The 20,827-nt window shown below is 65.1% G+C and carries 20 protein-coding genes; 17 read left to right on the plus strand and 3 right to left on the minus strand.

All coding sequences use genetic code 11. The annotated features are described in order from the left end of the window. Positions 1 to 653: 653 nt before the first annotated feature. The 3 genes from ACQR07_RS17050 to ACQR07_RS17060 are packed head-to-tail and all read left to right on the plus strand — an operon-like array spanning position 654 to position 3,754. Positions 654 to 2,042 (plus strand): class II 3-deoxy-7-phosphoheptulonate synthase, encoded by a 1,389-nt coding sequence (locus ACQR07_RS17050; protein WP_434903401.1) that lies wholly within the window; start codon positions 654 to 656, stop codon positions 2,040 to 2,042. Further along, positions 2,042 to 2,395 (plus strand): diacylglycerol kinase, encoded by a 354-nt coding sequence (locus tag ACQR07_RS17055; protein WP_434903402.1) that lies wholly within the window; start codon positions 2,042 to 2,044, stop codon positions 2,393 to 2,395. Before ACQR07_RS17050 ends, ACQR07_RS17055 begins: the two co-directional genes overlap by 1 nt. Positions 2,396 to 2,407: 12 nt before the next feature. Further along, entirely contained in the window at positions 2,408 to 3,754 is a 1,347-nt protein-coding gene (locus ACQR07_RS17060; protein ID WP_434903403.1) for a nitrilase-related carbon-nitrogen hydrolase, read from the plus strand. Positions 3,755 to 3,770: 16 nt separating this feature from the next. On the opposite strand, the gene ACQR07_RS17065 is transcribed toward ACQR07_RS17060, so the two are convergent. Both ACQR07_RS17065 and ACQR07_RS17070 read right to left on the minus strand, forming a co-directional pair. Further along, on the minus strand, positions 3,771 to 4,922 hold the full coding sequence (locus tag ACQR07_RS17065; RefSeq protein ID WP_434903404.1) for a DUF2865 domain-containing protein: 1,152 nt from the start codon (positions 4,920 to 4,922) through the stop codon (positions 3,771 to 3,773). A gap of 152 nt (positions 4,923 to 5,074) precedes the next feature. Further along, entirely contained in the window at positions 5,075 to 5,383 is a 309-nt protein-coding gene (locus ACQR07_RS17070) for a hypothetical protein (RefSeq protein WP_434903405.1), read from the minus strand. 53 nt (positions 5,384 to 5,436) lie between these two features. On the opposite strand from ACQR07_RS17070, the gene ACQR07_RS17075 reads away from it, so the two are divergent. The 5 genes from ACQR07_RS17075 to ACQR07_RS17095 all read left to right on the plus strand — a co-directional run bounded on the left by ACQR07_RS17075 (position 5,437) and on the right by ACQR07_RS17095 (position 9,888). After that, positions 5,437 to 5,724 carry a hypothetical protein gene (locus tag ACQR07_RS17075; protein ID WP_434903406.1) on the plus strand — a complete coding sequence of 96 codons (288 nt, stop codon included), beginning with the start codon at positions 5,437 to 5,439 and terminating at the stop codon, positions 5,722 to 5,724. A 42-nt stretch (positions 5,725 to 5,766) separates the two neighbouring features. Continuing rightward, positions 5,767 to 7,263, plus strand: a complete 1,497-nt coding sequence (cysS, locus tag ACQR07_RS17080; protein WP_434903407.1) for a cysteine--tRNA ligase — start codon at positions 5,767 to 5,769, stop codon at positions 7,261 to 7,263. A 114-nt stretch (positions 7,264 to 7,377) separates the two neighbouring features. After that, entirely contained in the window at positions 7,378 to 7,878 is a 501-nt protein-coding gene (locus ACQR07_RS17085; protein ID WP_434903408.1) for a GNAT family N-acetyltransferase, read from the plus strand. Continuing rightward, on the plus strand, positions 7,875 to 9,473 hold the full coding sequence (gene cimA / locus ACQR07_RS17090) for a citramalate synthase (protein ID WP_434903409.1): 1,599 nt from the start codon (positions 7,875 to 7,877) through the stop codon (positions 9,471 to 9,473). Before ACQR07_RS17085 ends, cimA begins: the two co-directional genes overlap by 4 nt. Before the next feature lie 37 nt (positions 9,474 to 9,510). Next, complete coding sequence (locus tag ACQR07_RS17095; protein WP_434903410.1) at positions 9,511 to 9,888, plus strand: VOC family protein; 378 nt, start codon at positions 9,511 to 9,513, stop codon at positions 9,886 to 9,888. Between the two features lie 3 nt (positions 9,889 to 9,891). Here ACQR07_RS17095 and ACQR07_RS17100 read toward each other — a convergent pair whose 3' ends face one another. Further along, a complete protein-coding gene (locus ACQR07_RS17100) occupies positions 9,892 to 10,494 on the minus strand; it encodes a TIGR00730 family Rossman fold protein (protein WP_434903411.1) in 603 nt (200 codons plus the stop codon). A 226-nt stretch (positions 10,495 to 10,720) separates the two neighbouring features. On the opposite strand from ACQR07_RS17100, the gene ACQR07_RS17105 reads away from it, so the two are divergent. The 9 genes from ACQR07_RS17105 (at position 10,721) to ACQR07_RS17145 (ending at position 20,651) form a co-directional block, all read left to right on the plus strand. Continuing rightward, positions 10,721 to 12,664 (plus strand): ABCB family ABC transporter ATP-binding protein/permease, encoded by a 1,944-nt coding sequence (locus ACQR07_RS17105; protein WP_434903412.1) that lies wholly within the window; start codon positions 10,721 to 10,723, stop codon positions 12,662 to 12,664. A gap of 102 nt (positions 12,665 to 12,766) precedes the next feature. Then, on the plus strand, positions 12,767 to 13,483 hold the full coding sequence (locus ACQR07_RS17110) for a phosphatidylserine decarboxylase (RefSeq protein ID WP_434865119.1): 717 nt from the start codon (positions 12,767 to 12,769) through the stop codon (positions 13,481 to 13,483). 87 nt (positions 13,484 to 13,570) lie between these two features. Continuing rightward, a complete protein-coding gene (gene pssA / locus ACQR07_RS17115; protein ID WP_434903413.1) occupies positions 13,571 to 14,458 on the plus strand; it encodes a CDP-diacylglycerol--serine O-phosphatidyltransferase in 888 nt (295 codons plus the stop codon). A 108-nt stretch (positions 14,459 to 14,566) separates the two neighbouring features. Further along, on the plus strand, positions 14,567 to 15,286 hold the full coding sequence (locus ACQR07_RS17120; RefSeq protein WP_434864553.1) for an RraA family protein: 720 nt from the start codon (positions 14,567 to 14,569) through the stop codon (positions 15,284 to 15,286). An 82-nt stretch (positions 15,287 to 15,368) separates the two neighbouring features. Next, positions 15,369 to 16,085 (plus strand): hypothetical protein, encoded by a 717-nt coding sequence (locus tag ACQR07_RS17125; RefSeq protein WP_434903414.1) that lies wholly within the window; start codon positions 15,369 to 15,371, stop codon positions 16,083 to 16,085. 192 nt (positions 16,086 to 16,277) lie between these two features. Further along, positions 16,278 to 18,473, plus strand: a complete 2,196-nt coding sequence (locus ACQR07_RS17130) for an ATP-binding protein (protein ID WP_434903415.1) — start codon at positions 16,278 to 16,280, stop codon at positions 18,471 to 18,473. Next, complete coding sequence (locus tag ACQR07_RS17135) at positions 18,470 to 18,832, plus strand: Hpt domain-containing protein (protein WP_434903416.1); 363 nt, start codon at positions 18,470 to 18,472, stop codon at positions 18,830 to 18,832. Before ACQR07_RS17130 ends, ACQR07_RS17135 begins: the two co-directional genes overlap by 4 nt. 176 nt (positions 18,833 to 19,008) lie before the next feature. Continuing rightward, positions 19,009 to 19,782 carry a motility protein A gene (locus tag ACQR07_RS17140; protein ID WP_434864548.1) on the plus strand — a complete coding sequence of 258 codons (774 nt, stop codon included), beginning with the start codon at positions 19,009 to 19,011 and terminating at the stop codon, positions 19,780 to 19,782. Between the two features lie 38 nt (positions 19,783 to 19,820). Next, positions 19,821 to 20,651, plus strand: coding sequence for a flagellar motor protein MotB (locus tag ACQR07_RS17145; RefSeq protein ID WP_434903417.1), 831 nt, complete (start codon positions 19,821 to 19,823; stop codon positions 20,649 to 20,651). Positions 20,652 to 20,827 lie beyond the last annotated feature (176 nt).

Below are 20,827 nucleotides of genomic sequence, written 5' to 3' on the forward strand. Positions count from 1 at the left end.
GGAGCCGTATGCGGGAAAGCCGCACGTACGGTTCTGTGCGGGGGGCGCTCAGCAATGAGCGTCCCTACCGCGACCGCCTTGCTCCGCTCGGTCCGCACGCGACGGAGTAGCGGCGCCGTGCTCACCATTCTCGACCGATGCTCTGACGGTGGGCACGGCGCGCGATGCGTCAACGATTGCTAAGATGCATCACGGGCGCGCCTTTGCCCACCCTACCGTTCGAGGCGCGCATCGCTGTTCGACGGGCGAAGCTTTCGCGTCAAACTCCGCCGTCGTCCCGGGCAAGCCGCGACGGCGCGAAGCGGCGGCGGGGCGCCGACCCGGGACCCATACTCCGCGGCCGCAATTGTTTGGCGCACGTCGTGCCATCTCGTGTCACCCTCGGCGCCGGTGGTCGTGGATCCCGGCGTTCGCCGGGATGACGGCGGTGGTTGTCTTGGCAGCGCGCGCAACGACGCAGGGGACAGAAGAGCCTTGGTCCTGAGCCTTGACGGTGTTCACGCTGACTCTCAGCCAAACCGGAATCCATCCGTATCCGCAACGGCTTGGCGGAATGGCTTAAATTCCGGATGGCAGTCCGTCGGCAGGCTGTGTATAAGGCGCGCGCCGCGGCGGGGACAAGCGCGCGGCCGTTCACGAGGGAGTAGATAGCCATGACCGAGCGCTGGAGCCCGGAGAGCTGGCGTTCCAAGCCGGTGCAGCAGGTGCCTGATTATCCCGACCAGAAGGCGCTGGCCGAGGTCGAGGCGCAGCTTGCGACCTTTCCGCCGCTGGTGTTCGCCGGCGAGGCGCGCAACCTGAAGAAATCCCTGGCGCGGGTGGCGGCCGGCGAGGCCTTCCTGCTGCAGGGCGGCGATTGCGCCGAGAGCTTTGCCGAGCACGGCGCCAACAACATCCGCGACTTCTTCCGCGTGCTGCTGCAGATGGCCGTGGTCATGACCTATGCCGGCGCGGTGCCGGTGGTGAAGGTCGGCCGCATCGCCGGCCAGTTCGCCAAGCCGCGCTCCTCGCCGACCGAGAAGATCAACGGCGTCGAGCTGCCGAGCTATCGCGGCGACATCGTCAACGACACCGCCTTCACGCCCGAGGCGCGCATCCCCAATCCGCAGCGCCAGCTCGACGCCTACCGGCAGTCGGCGGCGACCTTGAACCTGCTGCGGGCATTTGCCACCGGCGGCTTCGCCAATCTCGGCAGCGTGCATCAGTGGATGCTCGGCTTCGTCAAGGATAGCCCGCAGTCGCGCCGCTACAAGGAGCTGGCCGACCGCATCTCCGAGGCGCTCAACTTCATGCGCGCCTGCGGCCTCGACCTCGAGAGCCATCCGGAGCTGCGCGCCACCGACTTCTACACCAGCCACGAGGCGCTGCTGCTCGGCTACGAGCAGGCCTTCACCCGCGTCGACTCCACCACGGGCGACTGGTACGCGACTTCGGGCCACTTCATCTGGATCGGCGACCGCACCCGCCAGCTCGATCACGGCCATGTCGAATATTTCCGCGGCATCAAGAATCCGATCGGCCTGAAATGCGGCCCGTCGCTGAAGCCGGACGAGCTGATCAAGCTGATCGACATCCTCAATCCCGACAACGAGCCGGGACGGCTGACGCTGATCAACCGCTTCGGCGCCGACAAGCTTGGCGATCACCTGCCAGGACTGATCCGCGCCGTGCAGCGGGAAGGGCGCAAGGTGGTGTGGTCGTGCGATCCGATGCACGGCAACACCATCACCTCGACCTCGGGCTACAAGACGCGGCCGTTCGACCGCATCATCGCCGAGGTCAGGGCGTTCTTCGCGGTGCATGCCGCCGAGGGCACCCATGCCGGCGGCATCCATCTCGAGATGACCGGCAAGGACGTCACCGAATGCATCGGCGGCGCGCGCGCGATCACCGATGAGGATCTCAACGACCGCTATCACACGGTGTGCGATCCGCGTCTCAACGCCGAGCAGTCGATCGACATGGCGTTCCTGATCGCCGAGCTGCTGAAGCAGCAGCGTGGCGGCAAGTCAGTTCCGATGCCGGCCGTCGCGGGCTTCTGATGCTGCGTCTGTGGCGCGCGACGGTCAACTCGCGCAACGGCCTCGCCTTTGCGCTCCGCTCCGAGCAGGCGGTGCGCGAGGAGATCATCGCGCTGGTGCTGGCGCTGCCGCTCGCCTACGTCATCGGCGCCACGCCGATGCGCCGCGTCGAGCTGGTCTGCGCCGTGATGCTGGTGCTGACCGTCGAGCTGCTCAACACCGCGATCGAGAAGCTCGCAGACCGCGTCACCACCGAGCACGATCCGAAGATCGGGCAGGTCAAGGATCTCGGCTCGGCGGCGGTCGGCGTCGCGCTCGTGATGGCCGGCGGCTTCTGGCTGTTCGCACTCGCCGAGCGGCTCGGATTGTTGTGAGTGTCTTGAGCGATGGCCGCTGACAGCTTCAAGATCACGCTGGCCCAGCTCAACCCGATCGTCGGCGACATCGCCGGCAACGCCGCGAAGGCGCGCGAGGCGCGGGCCAAGGCCGCGGCCGACGGCGCCGATCTCGTCGTGCTGCCGGAGCTGTTCATTGCCGGCTATCCGCCCGGAGATCTCGTCCTGAAGCCCGACTTTCAGGCCGCCTGCCGCGCCGCGATCGAGGCGCTCGCCCTGGAGACGGCGGATGGCGGGCCGGCGGTGCTGATTGGCACGCCCTGGAGCGAGGACGGCAAGCTCTATAACGCCTGCGCGCTGCTCGATGCCGGGCGCATCGCCGCCACGCGCTTCAAGATCAATCTGCCGGATGACGACACGTTCGATCAGCAGCACCTGTTCGCGCGCGGCCGCGCCGCGGGCCCCTTGAGCGTGCGCGGTTGGCGGGTCGGCGTGGCGATCGGTGAGGATATCGGCGCCGAAGAGGTCGCAGGCTACGAGAACGTGGTCGAGACGCTCGCGGAAACCGGCGCCGAGCTCATCGTGGTGCCCAGCGGCTCCCGCTTTGCTCGCGGAAACGGCGACGTCAGGCTGTCGCTCGCGGTCGCCCGGGTCGTCGAGAGCGGCCTGCCGCTCGTCTATCTGAACCAGATCGGCGGCCACGACGATCGCGTGTTCGACGGTGCGTCGTTCGCGCTCAATGCCGACGTGTCGCTCGCTGCGCAATGGCCCGCCTTCGCCGAGCAGATCACCACCTTGTCTATCGCGCGGGGCGATGACCGCTGGCGCAGCGGACCGGTCGCATCCTTGCCCGAGGGCGACGAGGCGGACTACGCGGCCCGTGTGCTCGGCCTGCGTGACCGCGTCGCCAAGAACGGCTTCACTGGGGTCGTGCTCGAGCTTACCGCAGACGTCGAGGCCATGCTGTCATTGGCGATGGCCGTCGATGCGCTGGGGCCGGCGAAGGTGCGCGGCGTGGTGCTGTCCGGATCGGACACTCAGGTTGCGGACGAGGTGATCGCGGCCGCGGCGCGGCTCGGAATCGTCGCCGAGGTTTTGCCGATCGCGGCGGCCGTCGCGGGCTTCGAAAGCGTCCTTCCGGGAAGACTTTCGAGCGGCGCCCATCGCGACCTGCTGGCGCGGGTGCGCGCGGCGTTGCTGAGTGCGTTGGCGAGCCTGTCCGGCGCGCTCGCCCTCGTTGGATCGAACGGGCCTGACGACGACGTCCCGCCGGCGCAGGTGATTCGTCTCGCCGCGCTGCGCAACCGCTGGCGGCCTGTCGGCGCGCTGGGGGCGTCAGGCAAGGTGATTTCGCCCGACATCATCGACCGGGGTTCGATCGATGCGTTCGATGGATAGGCGGATGCGAGGCGGCTCAGCGCGGCGGGATGAAGGTCGGTCCGACCGTGCGGATCTGCTTGTCGGCGCCGGTCGTGGTGTCTGCGGTGGTGGTCGGCGGCGCCGCCGCCTCAGCTGCGGGCGCAGCGCCCTTCTTGGCGCCCGCCGGCGGCTTGCCGGTCTGGCGCTGCTGCATCCGCTTGGCGCTCTCCTCGGTGACGATGATGTCGCCCTGTTCGGCGGCCGCGGCCCGGTCGTCGATCGACTTCAGCGCATCGGCCCAGGTCTGGCCCGGGGCCTTGCACGAGCAGCTCGGGTTAAACTCGGTGCGATACTTGAAGGCGTTGGCGAGCGCGCTGTATTGCTGGCCGTTGATCGACACCGCCTGGTTCATGTCCTCGCCGGGATTGCGGTAGGTGAACAGCGTCGCCTCCGCCGCCGGGCACTGCGCCTTGCAGGCGCGTTCGTCGTCGGGGAAGCGTCCAGGGACGGTCGCGAACGAGATCGGGAAATAGGCGCCGTCGCAGCTGCGCACGCAGACCGTGCGATAGGTGCCCTGAGGCGCGGCGAGATCGGCGCTCGGCGGCGGCAGCGATGCCGCTGGATTGTTGTCACCGCCACCGAACAGGTTGGTCAGGAAATTGCCGCCGCCGCCACCGCCGCGGTTGGCATATTGCTGGTACTGCGGGCCGCAATTGTTCTGGCCGAGCGCCGCGAGCACCGACCGGCGCTGATTGTCGCGCTCGCCGCCGAACCCGCCGCCGCGCAGCCGCTCCAGATTGCTGGTGATCTGGTCCAGATTCGAGCGCATCTGCTGGATCTGGTTGTTCACCGGTTGGCATTCCGCCGCGCGGCCGTTGAAGATCGAGAAGAACCCGGGGCTGTCGCAGCCCATCCGCTTGGCCTGCGTGTTGACGCGATCGAGCTCGCTTTGCTGCTTGGCGGCGGCGTCCTGATAGCGCCGGATCTGGTCCTCGCGCGCGGGATCCCCGCCGCCGGCGCCGCGATCGATCGAGGCGAGCTGGGCTTCGAGGCGCGGACAGATCGGGTTCACGCCGGCCTGCGGCTGACCGGGGGCCATTTGCGCATAGGAATCGGAGCTGGATTGCGCCAGCGCGTGCGAGCCGGTCAGGGTCAGTCCGAGCAACGCAGTGTAGGCCAGCAGGCGCGGAGACAAGGAAGCGATCAAGATGCGGTATTCCGGTCCATGGGTGCTGCCGCGGAGCTAGCACAGAATTCGGAAAAATCGCGGCAGCGGCGGGCATCCCATAGCCGCTTTGTTCGGCAGCGTCACGTCGTTTCCGGGGCAGGGGGGTGGCGGAACCGCCGCCCCTGGCACCGTCAGCGCTGGCAGGTGATCGCGACGAACTCGCTACAGGCGCCGTGGGTGCAGTTTGCTCCGGCTTTCGGCACTGATCCGGTGATCTCTTCGGGGTCGACCCGACGGTAGGAGGAGGCCTGAGCAAAATCCCGTGATTGGCAGTAGGACCGCGCGGCGGAGGCGCCGCACTTGTCACCTTTGGCGAGGCATTGGTCGACGCCATAGCCATCGGATTCGTTGGCGATGATGAAGATGCGGCTCTCCGCTGATGCGGTGATCGGAGCGGCGAGGAGGAGACAGCAGGCGAGCAGGCCCGAGGAGAATCGCATGGTGCACCGGTGGATGGTGGAGACAACCCACGGTTAGGTCAAAAAGGTTAAAAATGATTAACCATGAGGCAGGGCGGCAGCGTTTGAGCGGCGAAAACGGCCGTTTTGCGGCTCTTGACGGCAACACCCTGCTGGATCATGGTGAAACCCATGAACGGTTTCCTCGCCATCGGCTGCATTTGCCGCGAGATTACGAGCTAGCGATTCGCTGGCTGAGGCCGTCTTTTCTCAACAGAGATGATCAGGACGCCCGGCCGGCAGGTCGCGAGCGCGATTTTTTGCCGTGGCTGCCCGCCTGCGGGCCGTCATCCGGCGTAGGAACCCGTTGCGCTTCGCCGTGAAGACCGGCGAAGCGGAGGCACTGGCATTTCGGGGACGGACCCATGGACTTGCGTTTGTACGACACCGCCTCGCGGGAGAAGCGCCCCTTCGTGCCGCTCGATCGCAACAATGTCCGCATGTATGTCTGCGGACCGACGGTCTACGACTTCGCCCATATCGGCAATGCGCGGCCGGTGATCGTGTTCGACGTGCTGTTCCGGCTGCTGCGCCACGTCTACGGCGCCGACCACGTCACCTATGTCCGCAACATCACGGACGTCGACGACAAGATCAACGCACGCGCCACGCGCGACTTTCCGGGCCTGCCGCTGAACGAGGCGATTCGGAAGGTCACAGAGGTGACCGAGCGTCAGTTCCATGAGGACGTCGATGCGCTTGGTTGCTTGAGACCTAGCGTCGAGCCGCGCGCGACTGAGCACATCGCTGAAATGCGAGCGATTATCGAAAAACTGATCGCGGGCGGCTTTGCTTACGTCGCCGAGGATCATGTCTTGTTCTCTCCGGCAGCCATGAACGCCGCTAATGAGGTGCTCCCGCGCTACGGCGCGCTCGCCAATCGCTCGCTGGACGAGATGATTGCTGGCGCACGCGTCGACGTCGCACCTTACAAGAAAGATGTGACCGACTTCGTGCTCTGGAAGCCCTCGAAGCCCGGCGAGCCCGGCTGGCCGTCACCCGCCGGTATCAAGACCGAGGGCCGACCCGGTTGGCACATCGAGTGCTCCGCGATGTCATGGAAGCACCTCGGCGAAACGTTCGACATTCATGGTGGCGGCATCGATCTCGTGTTCCCGCATCACGAGAACGAGCTGGCGCAAAGCTGCTGCGCTTTTCACACCCCGCGTATGGCCAATGTCTGGATGCATAACGGATTCCTGCAGGTGCAGGGCGAGAAGATGTCGAAGAGCCTCGGCAACTTCGTGACGATTCGAGAACTGTTTGACGGTTGGGCGGGCATCCCGTGGCAGGGCGAGATTATTCGTCTAGCTATGCTCGGTACGAACTACCGACAGCCGATCGATTTTAGCGTTGAAGCCTTAGAGCAGGCGATGGTTACTTTGCGCTATTTCAAAAGGTTTGGCCGGTTCAACCCGGATGTGCAGCCTTCTAATGAGTTTTTGGATGCTTTGCTCGATGATCTTAACACTCCTCGGGCCATAGCGGAGCTACATCGACTACTTAAGCTCGCCCGTAACCGTCAGGCGCATTTGACAGAACGAATGTCACGTCCTGGAGCGATCATGAGCGGTGATGATTGGCTCGCTGCCGAGCAATTGGCAGCCGGGTTGGAAATACTTGGAATTGATATCAATAAATACGACCCAGATAAGATACAGAAGCAGGTCAATTCTCGGATTTCAACCGACGAGCAAACGAGGATTTTGGAGCTTATTGCGGCCCGAACCGCCGCGCGCGCCCGCAAGGACTTCAAGGAATCCGACCGCCTCCGCGATGAGCTGGCGGCCATGGGCGTGGTGCTGAAGGACGGCAAGGGCGCCGACGGCAAGCCGGTCACGACCTGGGAGATCGCACGATGAGCAAGCCCGACACGCCATTCCCGCGACACTGGCTGTACTACATCGGACTGAAGCTGGTGCTGATTGCTGGAGCAGTCGCGCTGGTCACGAAGCTCTACGGCATGTGGTGAGGATATGGGACAATCTCTTCCAAAGGCCGCGCTGCGGCCGTTCCTTCCCGCCGATACGCCGCTGCTGGCCGCGATCTTCGTTGCCAGCATCGAGCAACTGACCGGTGACGATTACAGCGAGGACCAGCAGGAGGCCTGGGCCGCCGCTGCCGAGGATGAGGCGAGCTTCGGCAAGAAGCTCGGCTCGGCGCTGACCCTGATTGCGACCCTGCAGGGCTCGCCGGTCGGCTTCGCGTCCCTGAAGGGCAACGACCACATCGACATGCTCTATGTGCATCCGAGCGTGGCCGGGCAGGGCGTCGGCGCGCTGCTGTGCGACGCGCTGGAAAAGCTTGCCGGCGCACGCGGCACGACGGGATTGTCGGTCGATGCCAGCGACACCGCGGTCGATTTCTTCCGCAAGCGCGGCTACGTCGCGCAACAGCGCAACAGCGTCTCGATGAACGGCGAGTGGCTCGCCAACACCACGATGAAAAAGGCGCTTAGCGCCGGAGCGCAGGCATGAGCAGAGAGCGACTTTATCTGTTCGACACCACGCTGCGCGACGGCGCGCAGACCAACGGCGTCGACTTCACGCTGACCGACAAGCAGGTCATCGCGCGTATGCTTGACGATCTCGGCATCGACTACGTCGAGGGTGGCTATCCCGGCGCCAATCCGCTCGATACCGAGTTCTTCGCCGAGCGGCCCAAGCTCGGCCATGCCCGCTTCACCGCCTTTGGCATGACGCGGCGGGCGGGCCGCTCGGTGTCTAACGATCCGGGCGTCGCAGCGCTGCTGGATGCGAAAGCGGATGCGATCTGCTTCGTCGCCAAATCGTCGGCCTATCAGGTGCGCGTGGCGCTCGAAACCACCAACGATGAGAACCTAGCCTCGATCCGCGACAGCGTCACGGCGGCGAAGGCGGCGGGTCGCGAGGTGATGCTCGATTGCGAGCACTTCTTCGACGGCTACAAGGAGAATGCCCAGTTCGCGCTCGCCTGCGCCCGCGCGGCCTACGAGGCCGGCGCGCGCTGGATCGTGCTGTGCGACACCAATGGCGGCACCATGCCGCACGAGATCGAGACCATCGTAAGCGAGGTGGTCAAGCATGTGCCCGGCGATCATCTCGGCATCCACGCGCATAACGATACCGAGCAGGCGGTGGCGAACTCGCTGGCGGCCGTGCGGGCCGGCGTGCGCCAGATCCAGGGCACCTTGAATGGCCTCGGCGAGCGCTGCGGCAATGCCAATCTGTGCTCGCTGATCCCGACCCTGAAGCTGAAGACGGAGTTCTCCGACAGTTTCGAGATCGGCGTCTCCGACCAGCAGCTCGCCGGGCTGATGAAGGTGTCGCGCACCCTCGACGACATGCTCAACCGCGCGCCGAACCGGCATGCGCCCTATGTCGGCGAGAGCGCCTTCGTGACCAAGACCGGCATTCACGCCTCCGCCGTGCTCAAGGACCCGCAGACCTACGAGCACGTCTTGCCCGAGCGCATCGGCAACCGCCGCAAGGTGCTGGTCTCGGACCAGGCCGGCAGATCGAACGTGATCGCGGCGCTGGAGCGCGGCGGCATCCCGTTCAGCAAGAGCGACCCGAAGCTGACGCGCCTCGTCGAGGAGCTGAAGGAGCGCGAGGCCATGGGCTACGCCTATGAGTCCGCCAACGCTTCGTTCGAGCTGTTGGCCCGGCGTACGCTCGGCTCGGTGCCGGAGTATTTCCGGGTCGAGCAGTTCGACGTCAATGTCGAGCAGCGCTACAACGCGCTCGGCGAGCGGGTCACGGTGGCGCTGGCCGTGGTCAAGGTCGACGTCGCCGGCGAGCGGCTGATCTCGGCCGCGGAGGGCAACGGCCCGGTCAACGCGCTCGACGTCGCGCTACGCAAGGATCTCGGCAAGTACCAGGGCTTCATCGAGGGGCTCAAGCTGATCGACTACCGCGTCCGTATCCTCAACGGCGGCACCGAGGCGGTCACGCGCGTGCTGATCGAGAGCGAGGACGAGAAGGGCGAACGCTGGACCACGGTTGGCGTCTCGCCCAACATCATCGATGCCTCGTTCCAGGCCCTGATGGATTCGGTGTTCTACAAGCTGGTGAAGTCGGGCGCGCCGGGGTGAATTTGTTGCAAGGCGAAGAGAGGCGGGGCGCAAACGCATGATCGACCACATCTCCGTCGGTGTCAGCGATCTCGCCCGCAGCGCGCGCTTCTATGAGCTGGCGCTGGCGCCGCTTGGCATGGCCCGGCTGATTGAACGGCCCGCCAATGTCGGCTTCGGCAAGGCCTATCCGGAGTTCTGGATCAACCTGCGCGCCGGCATGCCCCGCGTGCCGGCCGACACCGGCTCGCATCTCTGCTTCCGCGCAAAGACCATCGGCGAGGTCGATGCCTTCCATGCGGCGGCTGTGGAGGCGGGCGGCACCTCGGACGGCGCGCCGGGGCTGCGGCCGCATGATCGCGTGCGCTACTATGCGGCTTTCGTGCTCGATCCGGACGGCAACCGGATCGAGGCCGTGACGTTTCCGCCGGAGTAGGGCTCAGAGGCGCTTGGCGATCTCCGGAGCCATCTCGGTCTCTTCCTTCGCGACCTTGGCTGCGGCCTCGCGCAACCGCGGCAGGATGTCCTCGGCGCGATCGGCCTTGAGGAGTTCGATCTGGAAGCCCGGGCGGATGAACTCGGTCTCGCGCATGTGGGCGAGAAGGGAAAACAGCGGCTCCCAGAAGCCGTCGATATTCGCCATCAGCACCGGCTTGGCATGGCGCCCGAGCTGCTTCCAGGTCAGCTGCTCGACCAGCTCTTCCAGAGTGCCGATACCGCCGGGCAGCGCCACGAACGCATCGGAATGCTCGAACATCAGACGCTTGCGCTCGTGCATGTCGGGGGTGACGATGAGATCCTTCAGCGGCATCATGACTTCCTTCTTCACCAGGAAGTCCGGAATGATGCCGGTGACGTCGCCGCCATGCTCGAGCACGGACTTGGCGACCGCGCCCATCATGCCGATGGAGCCGCCGCCATAGACGAGCCTGACGCCGTTGTCGGCGAGCGCCTTGCCGAGGGTTTTCGCCGATTCGATGAAGCTGGGATTGGTGCCGGGGCCGGAGCCGCAATAGACACAGACGGTGCGGATTTCAGTCATGGGATGGGTGTGACACTGCCGCTGAAAGGCGTCAAGACGAGGGCGGATGGGGTGGTTCGCGGAGTTCTACGGGCAATTCGATCGATCTGAATCAAGTTATGCAATTACTGCGCCGCCGCAACGGAATCTGTTGGCGTGCGGGTGCACTTGGTGGTCGAACACTCTATATGGAGCAGGTCGCCCCGCGTCATAACTTGTCAAGATCCCCACTGTTCCAGATCGCTTGATGCCCCCCGATTCATCCCCCCATCACGGCGGCGCCGAGACGCCCGCGTCCCTCGAGCAGGGGACGCTGGCCGGCACGCTGCGGCATCTCTGGCCGTTCATCTGGCCGAGCGACCGCGCCGATCTGAAGATGCGAGTGCTGTGGTCGGTGGTGCTGCTGCTCGCCGCCAAGGTTGCGACGCTGGTGCTGCCCTTCACCTTCAAATGGGCCACCGATGCGCTGACCGGCGCCAACACGGCGCCCGTTGCCGCCGACAACTGGGCGTTCTGGCTGGTCGCCTCACCGATCGTCATGACCGCGAGCTACGGCGCCATGCGCGTGCTGATGGCGGTGCTGACGCAATGGCGCGACGGCATCTTCGCCCGTGTCGCCATGCATGCGGTGCGCAAGCTCGCGACCATCACCTTTGTCCACATGCACGAATTGTCGCTGCGCTTCCATCTGGAGCGCAAGACCGGCGGCCTGACGCGCGTGCTCGAGCGTGGCCGCAACGCGATCGAGACCATCGTGCGCATGGTGATCCTGCAGCTGATCCCGACCATCGTCGAGGTTTCGCTGCTGACCGCCGTGCTGCTGTGGCAGTTCGACTGGCGCTACGTGCTGGTGACCCTGACCATGGTCGCGGCCTATCTCTACTACACCTACATCGCGACCGAGTGGCGCATCGAGATCCGGCGCCGCATGAACGATTCCGATACCGAGGCCAATACCAAGGCGATCGATTCGCTGCTCAACTACGAGACGGTGAAGTATTTCGGCGCCGAGGCGCGCGAGGCCGAGCGCTATGACCGCTCGATGGAGCGCTACGAGCGCGCCAGCGTGAAGACCTACACGTCGCTTGCGGTGCTGAACGCCGGCCAGGCGGTGATCTTCACCCTCGGCCTGACCGCGGCCATGCTGATGTGCGCTCGTGGCGTGCGCGACGGGCACAACACCGTCGGCGACTTCGTCATGATCAACAGCATGATGATCCAGCTCTACCAGCCGCTGAACTTCATGGGCATGGTGTATCGCGAGATCAAGCAGGCGATCATCGACATCGAGAAGATGTTCGGCGTGCTGACGCGCGATGCCGAGGTGAAGGATTCGCCTGACGCCATGCCGCTGGTGGTGACGTCGGGCCATGTCCGCTTCGAGGACGTCCGCTTCGCCTATGAGCCGGAGCGGCCGATCCTGCAGGGGCTGAGCTTCGACGTGCCGGCCGGCAAGACGGTTGCGATCGTCGGTCCCTCGGGCGCCGGCAAGTCCACGATCTCGCGGCTGCTGTTCCGGCTCTACGACGTCTCCGGCGGCCGCATCCTGATCGACGGGCAGGACATCCGCGACGTCACACAGGTGTCGCTGCGCGCCCAGATCGGCATGGTGCCGCAGGATACGGTGCTGTTCAACGACACGATCCGCTACAACATCCGCTACGGCCGCTGGGACGCCGATGATGCCGCGGTCGAGGAGGCGGCGCGGCTCGCCCAGATCGACGGCCTGATCCGCATGGCGCCCAAGGGCTACGAGACCCAGGTGGGTGAGCGTGGCCTCAAACTGTCCGGCGGCGAGAAGCAGCGCGTGGCGATCGCCCGGACCATCCTCAAGGGACCGCCGATCCTGGTGCTCGACGAGGCGACCTCAGCGCTGGACAGCCATACCGAACACGAGATCCAGGAGGCGCTGGACGGGGTGTCGCGTAACCGCACCTCGCTGGTGATCGCGCACCGGCTCTCGACCATCGTGGCGGCCGACGAGATCATCGTGCTCGACCGCGGCCGCATTGCCGAGCGGGGCACCCATGCCGACCTCCTGGCGCAGGGCGGACTCTATGCCGGCATGTGGAACCGGCAGCGCGAGGCGGAGGAGGCGCGCGAAAAGCTGGCCCAGATCGGCGACGAGGCCGCCGCGCCGAACCGCAATCCGCCCGTGGCGTCCGATCCGGTGGCCACCGCTGCCGAATGAGCCCTCCGAACCGCCTTGATCCACAGTTAAGGAATCATTTTGACCTTCGCCGCGCAGCGACCTAGTCAAGGCGGCGGTCCGCTCTGACGTCAGAGGGACACCATCTCAACGAAGCAGGCCATGTCGATCAGCAATTCCATCCGTGCCCAGATCCCGCCGATCCATCCCGAGGGCTACCCGTTCATCGGCGCCTTCGCCCTGGTCAGCCTGATCCTGTTCTGGATCTTCACGCCGCTCGGCTGGATCGGCACCTTGCTCACCGTCTGGTGCGCGCTGTTCTTCCGCGATCCGATCCGCGTCACGCCGCAGCGGGAGGGGCTCGTGGTCGCGCCAGCCGACGGGCGCATCTCCATGATCACCCGCGCCTTGCCGCCGGCCGAGCTCGGCCTCGGCGACCGGCCGTTGCTGCGGGTGTCGATCTTCATGAGCGTGTTCAACGTGCACGTGAATCGCAGCCCGGTGGCCGGCCGGATCGAGAAGATCGCCTACCGCCCGGGCGCCTTCATCAACGCCGAGCTCGACAAGGCGAGCGAGGACAATGAGCGCAACTCGCTGGCGATCTCGACGCCTCACGGCAAGATCGGCGTCGTCCAGATCGCCGGCCTTGTGGCGCGCCGGATCGTGTCGTTCGTGCGCGAGGGCCAGACCATCGGGGCAGGCGAGCGCTTCGGGCTGATCCGTTTCGGTTCGCGCCTCGACGTCTATTTTCCTGATGGCACCGAGGTTCTGGTCTCCGAGGGACAGACCGCCATCGCCGGCGAAACCATCCTGGCCGATTTCGACGTGGCCGTGCCCGGCCTGACGTTCCGGAGCCAATGAACCCTCACGGGCTCGGAATGACTCATTAACGGGACCTTGGGTCGCACTCCGGCACAAGATCCAGACCAGCCACTCTGCGGTGTGATCATGAGCTTCGATCCGACCTCTTCCGAACTGCGCCGTCGCCGCTTCCGTCCGATCCCGGTGCGGTTGCTGGTGCCGAACATGATCACCTTGCTGGCGATCTGCGCCGGGCTGACCGCGATCCGGCTGTCGACCGAGGGCCGCATGGAACTCGCGGTCGGCGCCATCGTGTTTGCCGCCTTCCTGGATGGCATTGACGGCCGCATCGCGCGATTGATCAAGGGGCAGTCGAAATTCGGCGCCGAGCTCGACAGCCTTGCCGATTTCGTCAATTTCGGCGTCGCACCGGGCCTGATCCTGTATTTCTGGCAGCTCCATGAGCTGCGCGACGGCGGCTGGATCGCCGCCATGATGTATGCCATCAGCGGCGGCCTGCGGCTGGCCCGCTTCAACGCCAGCATCGACGATCCCAACAAGCCGCCGTTCGCCGCCAACTTCTTCACCGGCGTACCGGCGCCGGCCGGCGCGATCACGGTGCTGCTGCCGGTCTATCTGGCCTTCCTGGGCGTGCCGAAGCCGCCCGCGCTGCTGACGGCGTTCTACACCCTGCTGATCGCGTTCCTGATGGTCTCCCGTCTGCCGGTGTTCTCCGGCAAGACGACGCGGATGCGGGTGTCGCCCGAGCTGGTGCTGCCGGTGTTCGCATCGGTGGTGTTCTTCGTCGCGCTGCTCGTGGTCTATCCCTGGCAGATCCTGTCGGCGGGCTCGATCCTCTACATCCTCGGCCTGCCGTTCGGCTGGCGCATGTATCGCCAGCAGGCCGCCAAGCATGCAGCGGCGCTCGGCACTGCGGCGGCCGCGTCCCAGGCGCCCGCACCGTCGGCGGCGCCGTTCGCTCCGACCGCGCCTGCAGCCGAGCAGGAGCAGCGTCCGCCCGAACGGCTGCACTGAACGCAGGGCCGGCAGACCCGCCGGCGCTTTGCCGGCCGGTGAGGCCTCGTCTATACCGGATGACAGGGACGGCCTTTGAATGCCGCCCATCATCCGGAGAAAACGCCAGTGACAAGTCCTGCCGCCGCGCCGCTCGCCCCCTCGGTCCTCGAGGCCCTCGCGCGCTACGATACGCCGACGATCTGCAATGCGATGGAGATCGTGGCCCCCGAGCGCCGCCTGATCGGCTACACGACCAAGCCGCTGGTCTGCCCATTCCCCGATCTGCCGCCGATGGTTGGCTATGCGCGCACCGCGACGATCCGCTCCGTCGTCAAATCGAGCCTTCCGGCCGATGAGCAGGCCCGGCAACGCATCGCCTATTACGAGTATGTCGGCACCGGCCATGGTCCGCGCATTGTGGTGATCCAAGACGTCGACGGTCCCGACATCGGCTACGGCGCGTTCTGGGGCGAGGTGCAGAGCAATGTGCACAAGGCGCTCGGCTGCCTCGGCGTGATCACCGACGGCTCCGTCCGCGACGTCCCGCAATGGGCGCCGGGATTCCAGGCGCTGGCCGGCTCGATCGGGCCGTCGCATGCCTGGGTGCATGCCGAGAGCTTCGGCGGCCAGGTCCGTGTCGCCGGAATGACGGTGCGCTCCGACGATCTCATCCATTCCGATCGTCACGGCGCCATCGTGATCCCGGCCGACATCGCCGCCAAGCTGCCCGAAGCGGCCGAACTCTGCGGCCGCCGGGAGACGCCGATCCTGGAGATCGCGCGCTCGGCCGATTTCTCGCTCGAGAAGCTGAAGGACGCGCTGAAGCGGTCGGCCGAGATCCACTGACGCCCTCGCTGCGGGTGACGACGAAAATGCCCTCACGTTGAAGGTGAGGGCATTTTTGCAGGGAGGGCGGGAGATGAATGGCATGGCGATACGAAGCGGCCGGGTGTTCTTCCGATATGTCTGGCGCTTCAATGCGCTGGCGATTGCAATCGGCGCGCTCGTGTTTCTCGTCATCGGTTGCTATGCGATGTTGCGCATCTTCAAGGAGGAAACGCGCGATCGCCGCGTCACGAACGTGGTGAACGTCAGCGAGCAGGACAAGATCTCCGAGGATCTCGTCCTCGGCCGCCCGTCCATCATCGACGGCACTTCCTACGTCCAGATACCTCTCTACCGGAGTCAATCGTTCGGCGGGTCCCTCTACTACGACAAGACCAGCGACACGAACGTCGTCAACTATCTGTTCCTCGATCCGTCGGTCAGCCAGCCGCGGTGGCTGTTCCCAACCGGCGGCCAGCTGATCGTGTCGAGCCAGTTCCTGTTCCGCCAGATGCGGTCCGTGCCGGAGCAGCCGCGCCAAGCAGTCGGCATCATCTACGCGGTCGTCGAAAAGGACTCCAACGGCGACGGACGATTGACGAGCAAGGACGCCGTCTCGGTCGCGGTGAGCGACGTGCAGGGCGGCGGCTTCAGAAAGCTGCTCGATGGAGTGGGGCGTTTGGATGCCGTCCAGCAGATTGCCGATGACAAGGTGATGCTGCTCTACCAGAAAGATCAGGAGACGATCGTGGAGGTCTACGGCCTCCCATCCATGGAGCGGCTGAGCCAGTCCAGCATTCCGAAGATCAGGCTGAAATAGCGGGGCCGCTTTCCCGATCGAAGCTCATCCGGATGATTACGGGGGCGTCGCAGCCGCGGTTACCAAATACCCATAATGCCGTCTCTCGGGCCCAAGGTTAAGCAGATCTCGCCCGTTGAGAAGATTTTATCCATCAAGCTTTACCTGATCGCTAGCCTGTCCCGGTACGCATGTCGCTCGAGGGCGAAGCACATGCGCAGGCTGATATCCAAATCGATGCCGTTGTTCGGCTGGATCGACCAGTCCGTCGACAAGATGGTCCGGATGGTCGGCCATTTCGGCAGCGCCGTGATTGGCCTGTCGGCGATCGCGCTGGTATGGGCGGGCATCCTCTACACGATCTCCGAGGACTATTCGCGCACCGAGCAGTCGGCGCTGAAGAACGGCGCCAACCTTGCGCGCGTCTTCGAGGAGCAGATCATCCGCTCGATCCGTGCCGCGGATCAGACGCTGCTCTATGTCCGCGATTCCTATGCCAGGGATCCGCAGAATTTCGATATGTCGCTGTGGTGGAAGAACAGCCAGTTCCTCTCCGACGTCTCGTTCCAGGTCGTGGTGATCGGCAAGGACGGCATCATGCTGTCCAGCAACATCGATCCGAAGATGCGTGGCCTCGATCTCCACGATCGCGAGCATTTCCGCGTCCACGCCGATGGCAAGGATGATTTCCTGTTCATCAGCAAGCCGATCCTCGGCCGGGTCTCCAACAAATGGTCGATCCAGCTGACCCGCCGGATCATCTTGTCCGACGGCTCGTTCGGAGGAGTCGTGGTCGTTTCGCTCGACCCTGCATACTTGTCGAGCTTCTACAACTCGGTCGATCTCGGGAAGAGGGGCAACGTCACCCTCATCGGCCTCGACGGCATCGTGCGCGCGCGTGCTTCCGCCGGTTCGGCCGGCGTCGGATCCTCGCTCGCGAACAGCCCGGTGATGACCGCGATCCAGCAAAAGAGCAGCGGCTCCTACACCATCAGCAGTCTGATCGACGGCGTCACCCGCATCTACTCCTTCCAGCAGATCAAGGGGCAGCCGCTGGTCGTCATCGTCGGCCAGGCGGCCGACGAGGTCTTCGCCAGCTTCAAACTCAATCGCGATCGCGCTCTGCTGATCGGGGGGCTGCTGACGGTGGTCATCGGCATCATCACCATCCTGATCGCGCGCTATCAGGCCGGTCTCGCCGCCTCACGCGATGCAGCCGAGGCCGGCACACGGGCGCGGTCGGAGTTCCTGGCGATGATGAGCCACGAGATCCGCACCCCGATGAATGGCGTCATCGGACTTGCCGACCTGCTGCTGTCGGCCGATCTGGTGCCGGAGCAGCGCAAGATCGCCACGACCTTGCGGGAGTCGGCGGACTACCTGCTGCAGCTGCTCAACGACGTGCTCGATTTTTCGAAGCTCGATGCCGACCGGCTGGAGATCGAGCATATCGAATTCGACCTCCACCGCTCCGTCACCGCGACGGCCGAGCTTCTGGCCTCCCGCGCCAAGGAGAAGGGGCTTCAGCTGACGACGTCGATCGCGCCTGAAGTCCCGAACTACGTGGTGGGCGATCCCGCCCGGCTGCGCCAGGTGCTGTTCAATCTCGTCGGCAACGCGCTCAAATTCACCGAGGCCGGCAGCGTGCATGTCGACGTGCGAGCCGAGAACCTCGCCGGACCGGACCTCACCCTGGTGTTTTCGGTTGCCGACACCGGCGTCGGAATTCCGGCCGAAGCGGTCGGGCGCTTGTTCAAGCAGTTCTCCCAGGTCGACAACTCGATCTCGCGCCGCTTCGGCGGCACTGGTCTCGGACTCGCGATCTGCAAGCGCCTCGTCACCTGCATGGGCGGAGACATCAAGGTCCAGAGCAAGGTCGGCGAAGGCAGCACGTTCACGTTTACGATCGAGGTCCAGCCACAGCCGCAGCCGGAGGTGGAGCAGGTCGGCGCGCCCGAGGCGACCATCGTGCCCGCCGGCGAGGCCGCCAAGGAGGAGCGTCCGGCCAGCGTCGAGCCGCTCAATATTCTCGTCGCGGAAGACAATCTGACCAATCAGTTCGTGATCAAGAAGCTGCTGGACAAGCTCGGCCATACTTATGAGCTCGTCGAGAACGGCACCCAGGCGGTCGCCGCCGTGCAGAAGCAGGCTTACGACCTCATCCTCATGGACATGATGATGCCGGAGATGGATGGCGTGACGGCAACGCGGATGATCCGCTCGCTGCCGCCGCCCGGTCAGGACATCTACATCATCGCTCTGACGGCCAACGCCACCAGCCAGGATCATCTGGTCTGCACGGAGGCCGGCATGAACGACTTCGTGACCAAGCCGGTCACGCGTGATCGACTGAACGCCGCTCTGCTCCGCGCGGCCGCTGCCACACACAAGGAAAGGCTTGTCGCATGACCGACTTGGTGCAGTTTGACGCTACCGTCTACCAGATCCTGATTTCCGAGCTCGGCGAGGAGGATGCGCTGGAAGTGCTGCGGACGTTCCTCGACGATACGTCCAGCAAGTTCGGCAAGCTCGCGAGCAAGTTCGAAGATCGCCTGGAAATGAAGCGCGAGGCGCATTCGATCAAGAGCTCGTCGGCGACGTTCGGATTCTCAGCCTTGTCGCGGCTGTCTCGCGAGCTCGAGCTGGGCTCGGCGACGATGGAGCCGGCGCAGATGCTCGAGATCGTCAACAAGATGCAGAAGTCGTTCGAGCAGGCGGTTGATTTCGCCGAAGCGAACCTGCTCAAGCCCGGCGCGGCGGCAGCCTGAGTGCGACGGCCGCATGTAAGCTGCGCGGCCGTCGTCCGTTAACCTCTCATTATGCCTACCAAATTCAGTAACGCGTCCTTAATGGCGCAGACGTAATGTCGGGCTGCGCGGCAGCATTTGTGCCGGGGGTCCGTCCAGCACGGACGCTGGTTCGGTCAAGCGGGTGGAGTTGGCTCATGGATATTATGACGGGCGCCGGGCTGGTCGCCGGCTTCATCGTGATCGCGACGATGATGTTGCTCGGCGGCGACGTCGAGATGTTCGTCAGCGAGCACGCCATGATCATCATTTTCGGCGGCTCGATCGCGGCGACCATGATCCGCTTCCCGCTCGGGGCGATGCTGCACGGCCTGCCGCTCGGCGCCAAGTTCGCCTTCACGATGAGCCGGCTTTCAGCGCGCGACCTGGTCGACGAGCTCGCCCGCATTGCCGAAATCGCCCGCAAGCAGGGGCCTGTCGGGCTTGAAAAGGTCGAGACGGACGAGCCGTTCCTCGCCAAGGGCATCCGCTACGTGGCCGACGGCTACGACCTCGAATTCATCCGCGACAATCTCGAGCGCGACCGCGACAATTTCCTGATGCACCTCGACGAGGGCAGCAAGATCTACCGCGCGATCGGCGATTGCGCGCCGGCGTTCGGCATGATCGGCACCCTGATCGGCATGGTGCAGATGTTCGCCAACATGACCGACCCCTCGAAGCTCGGCCCATTCATGGCGACCGCGCTGCTCGCGACGCTGTACGGCGCGCTGGTCGCGAACCTGTTCTGTCTGCCGATCGCCGACAAGCTGCACGGCAAGCTGCTCGACGAGGAGACCAATCGCACGCTGATCATCGACGGCATCCTGATGATCCGCGACTCCAAGAGCCCAGCGCTGGTCCGGGAGATGCTGCTGGCCTACCTGCCTGAGAAGCATCGCCATGCCGAAGGGGAGCCGGTGCCGGCCTAGGCCGTCGTCGGGGTGGGGGCGTGCACCGGAGCTAGGGGATGGCCAAGAAGAAACGGGGCGACGCGCATGGCGGCGGGCACGGCTGGTTCGTGACCTTCGCCGACCTGATGGGTCTCATGATGAGCTTCTTCGTGATGCTCGTCGCGTTCTCCACCATGGACAACAACAAGCTGAAGATCGTCGCCGGCTCGATGCGCGAGGCCTTTGGTGTGCAGAACGAGTCGCGCTATTCCGGTATCGTTGAATCCGACGGCCTGCCGACCCGCCCGAAGCTGAAGAACGCCGCCCATATTTCGCCGGAGGAGACGGCGCGCGATCCGAGCCCCGAGCAGGAGGAGCGCCAGCATACCAACGGCGCCAAGCTCAAGACCGACCGGCAATTCGCGCTGGCCTCCGCTTCGCTGCGTCAGGCCTTGCAGGACATGCCGGAGATGACCGAGATCTCCAAGCACATCATGTTCGAGGAGACCAAGCAGGGGCTGAACCTGGAGATCGTCGATCAGGACGGACGCTCGATGTTCGCGGACGGGTCGAAGGTGCCTTATGATCGCACGCGGCGCCTGATCGAGAAGCTGGCCGGCCCGCTCAAGGCGACCCCGCTTCGGGTCCAGATCACCGGGCATACGGCTGCCGGCTTCGTTCCAGCCCGCAGCGACTATGGCGGCTTCGACCTGTCGGCGGATCGCGCCAACGCCGTGCGCCAGATTCTGGAGCGGGAAGGGCTGCCGCCGGGCCATATCTTCGCGGTCTCCGGCAAGGCGGATACCCAGCCGCTGTTCCCCGACGACCCCTCGCTGGCCGCCAACCGCCGCGTGACGATCACCCTAATGCGGGAAGATCCGCCCTTGCCTCCGGACCTGAAGCCTTAGTCGTACCTCGTCCCGCTGCATCACATTGCCGCACGGACGTTTTGCGAACGGAATCGATGTTGCTGCCAAGCCCTTGATTTGCTGGTGACTGTCCCAACATTCGCTGCTGCAAGCCTTTCGCCGCGGAGCGACCTCCTGCGGTGCGGCACGAGACATCTGTGCACGCCAGTCTGTTC

Source organism: Bradyrhizobium sp. HKCCYLS20291 (assembly GCF_051167715.1).
Classification (GTDB): domain Bacteria; phylum Pseudomonadota; class Alphaproteobacteria; order Rhizobiales; family Xanthobacteraceae; genus Bradyrhizobium.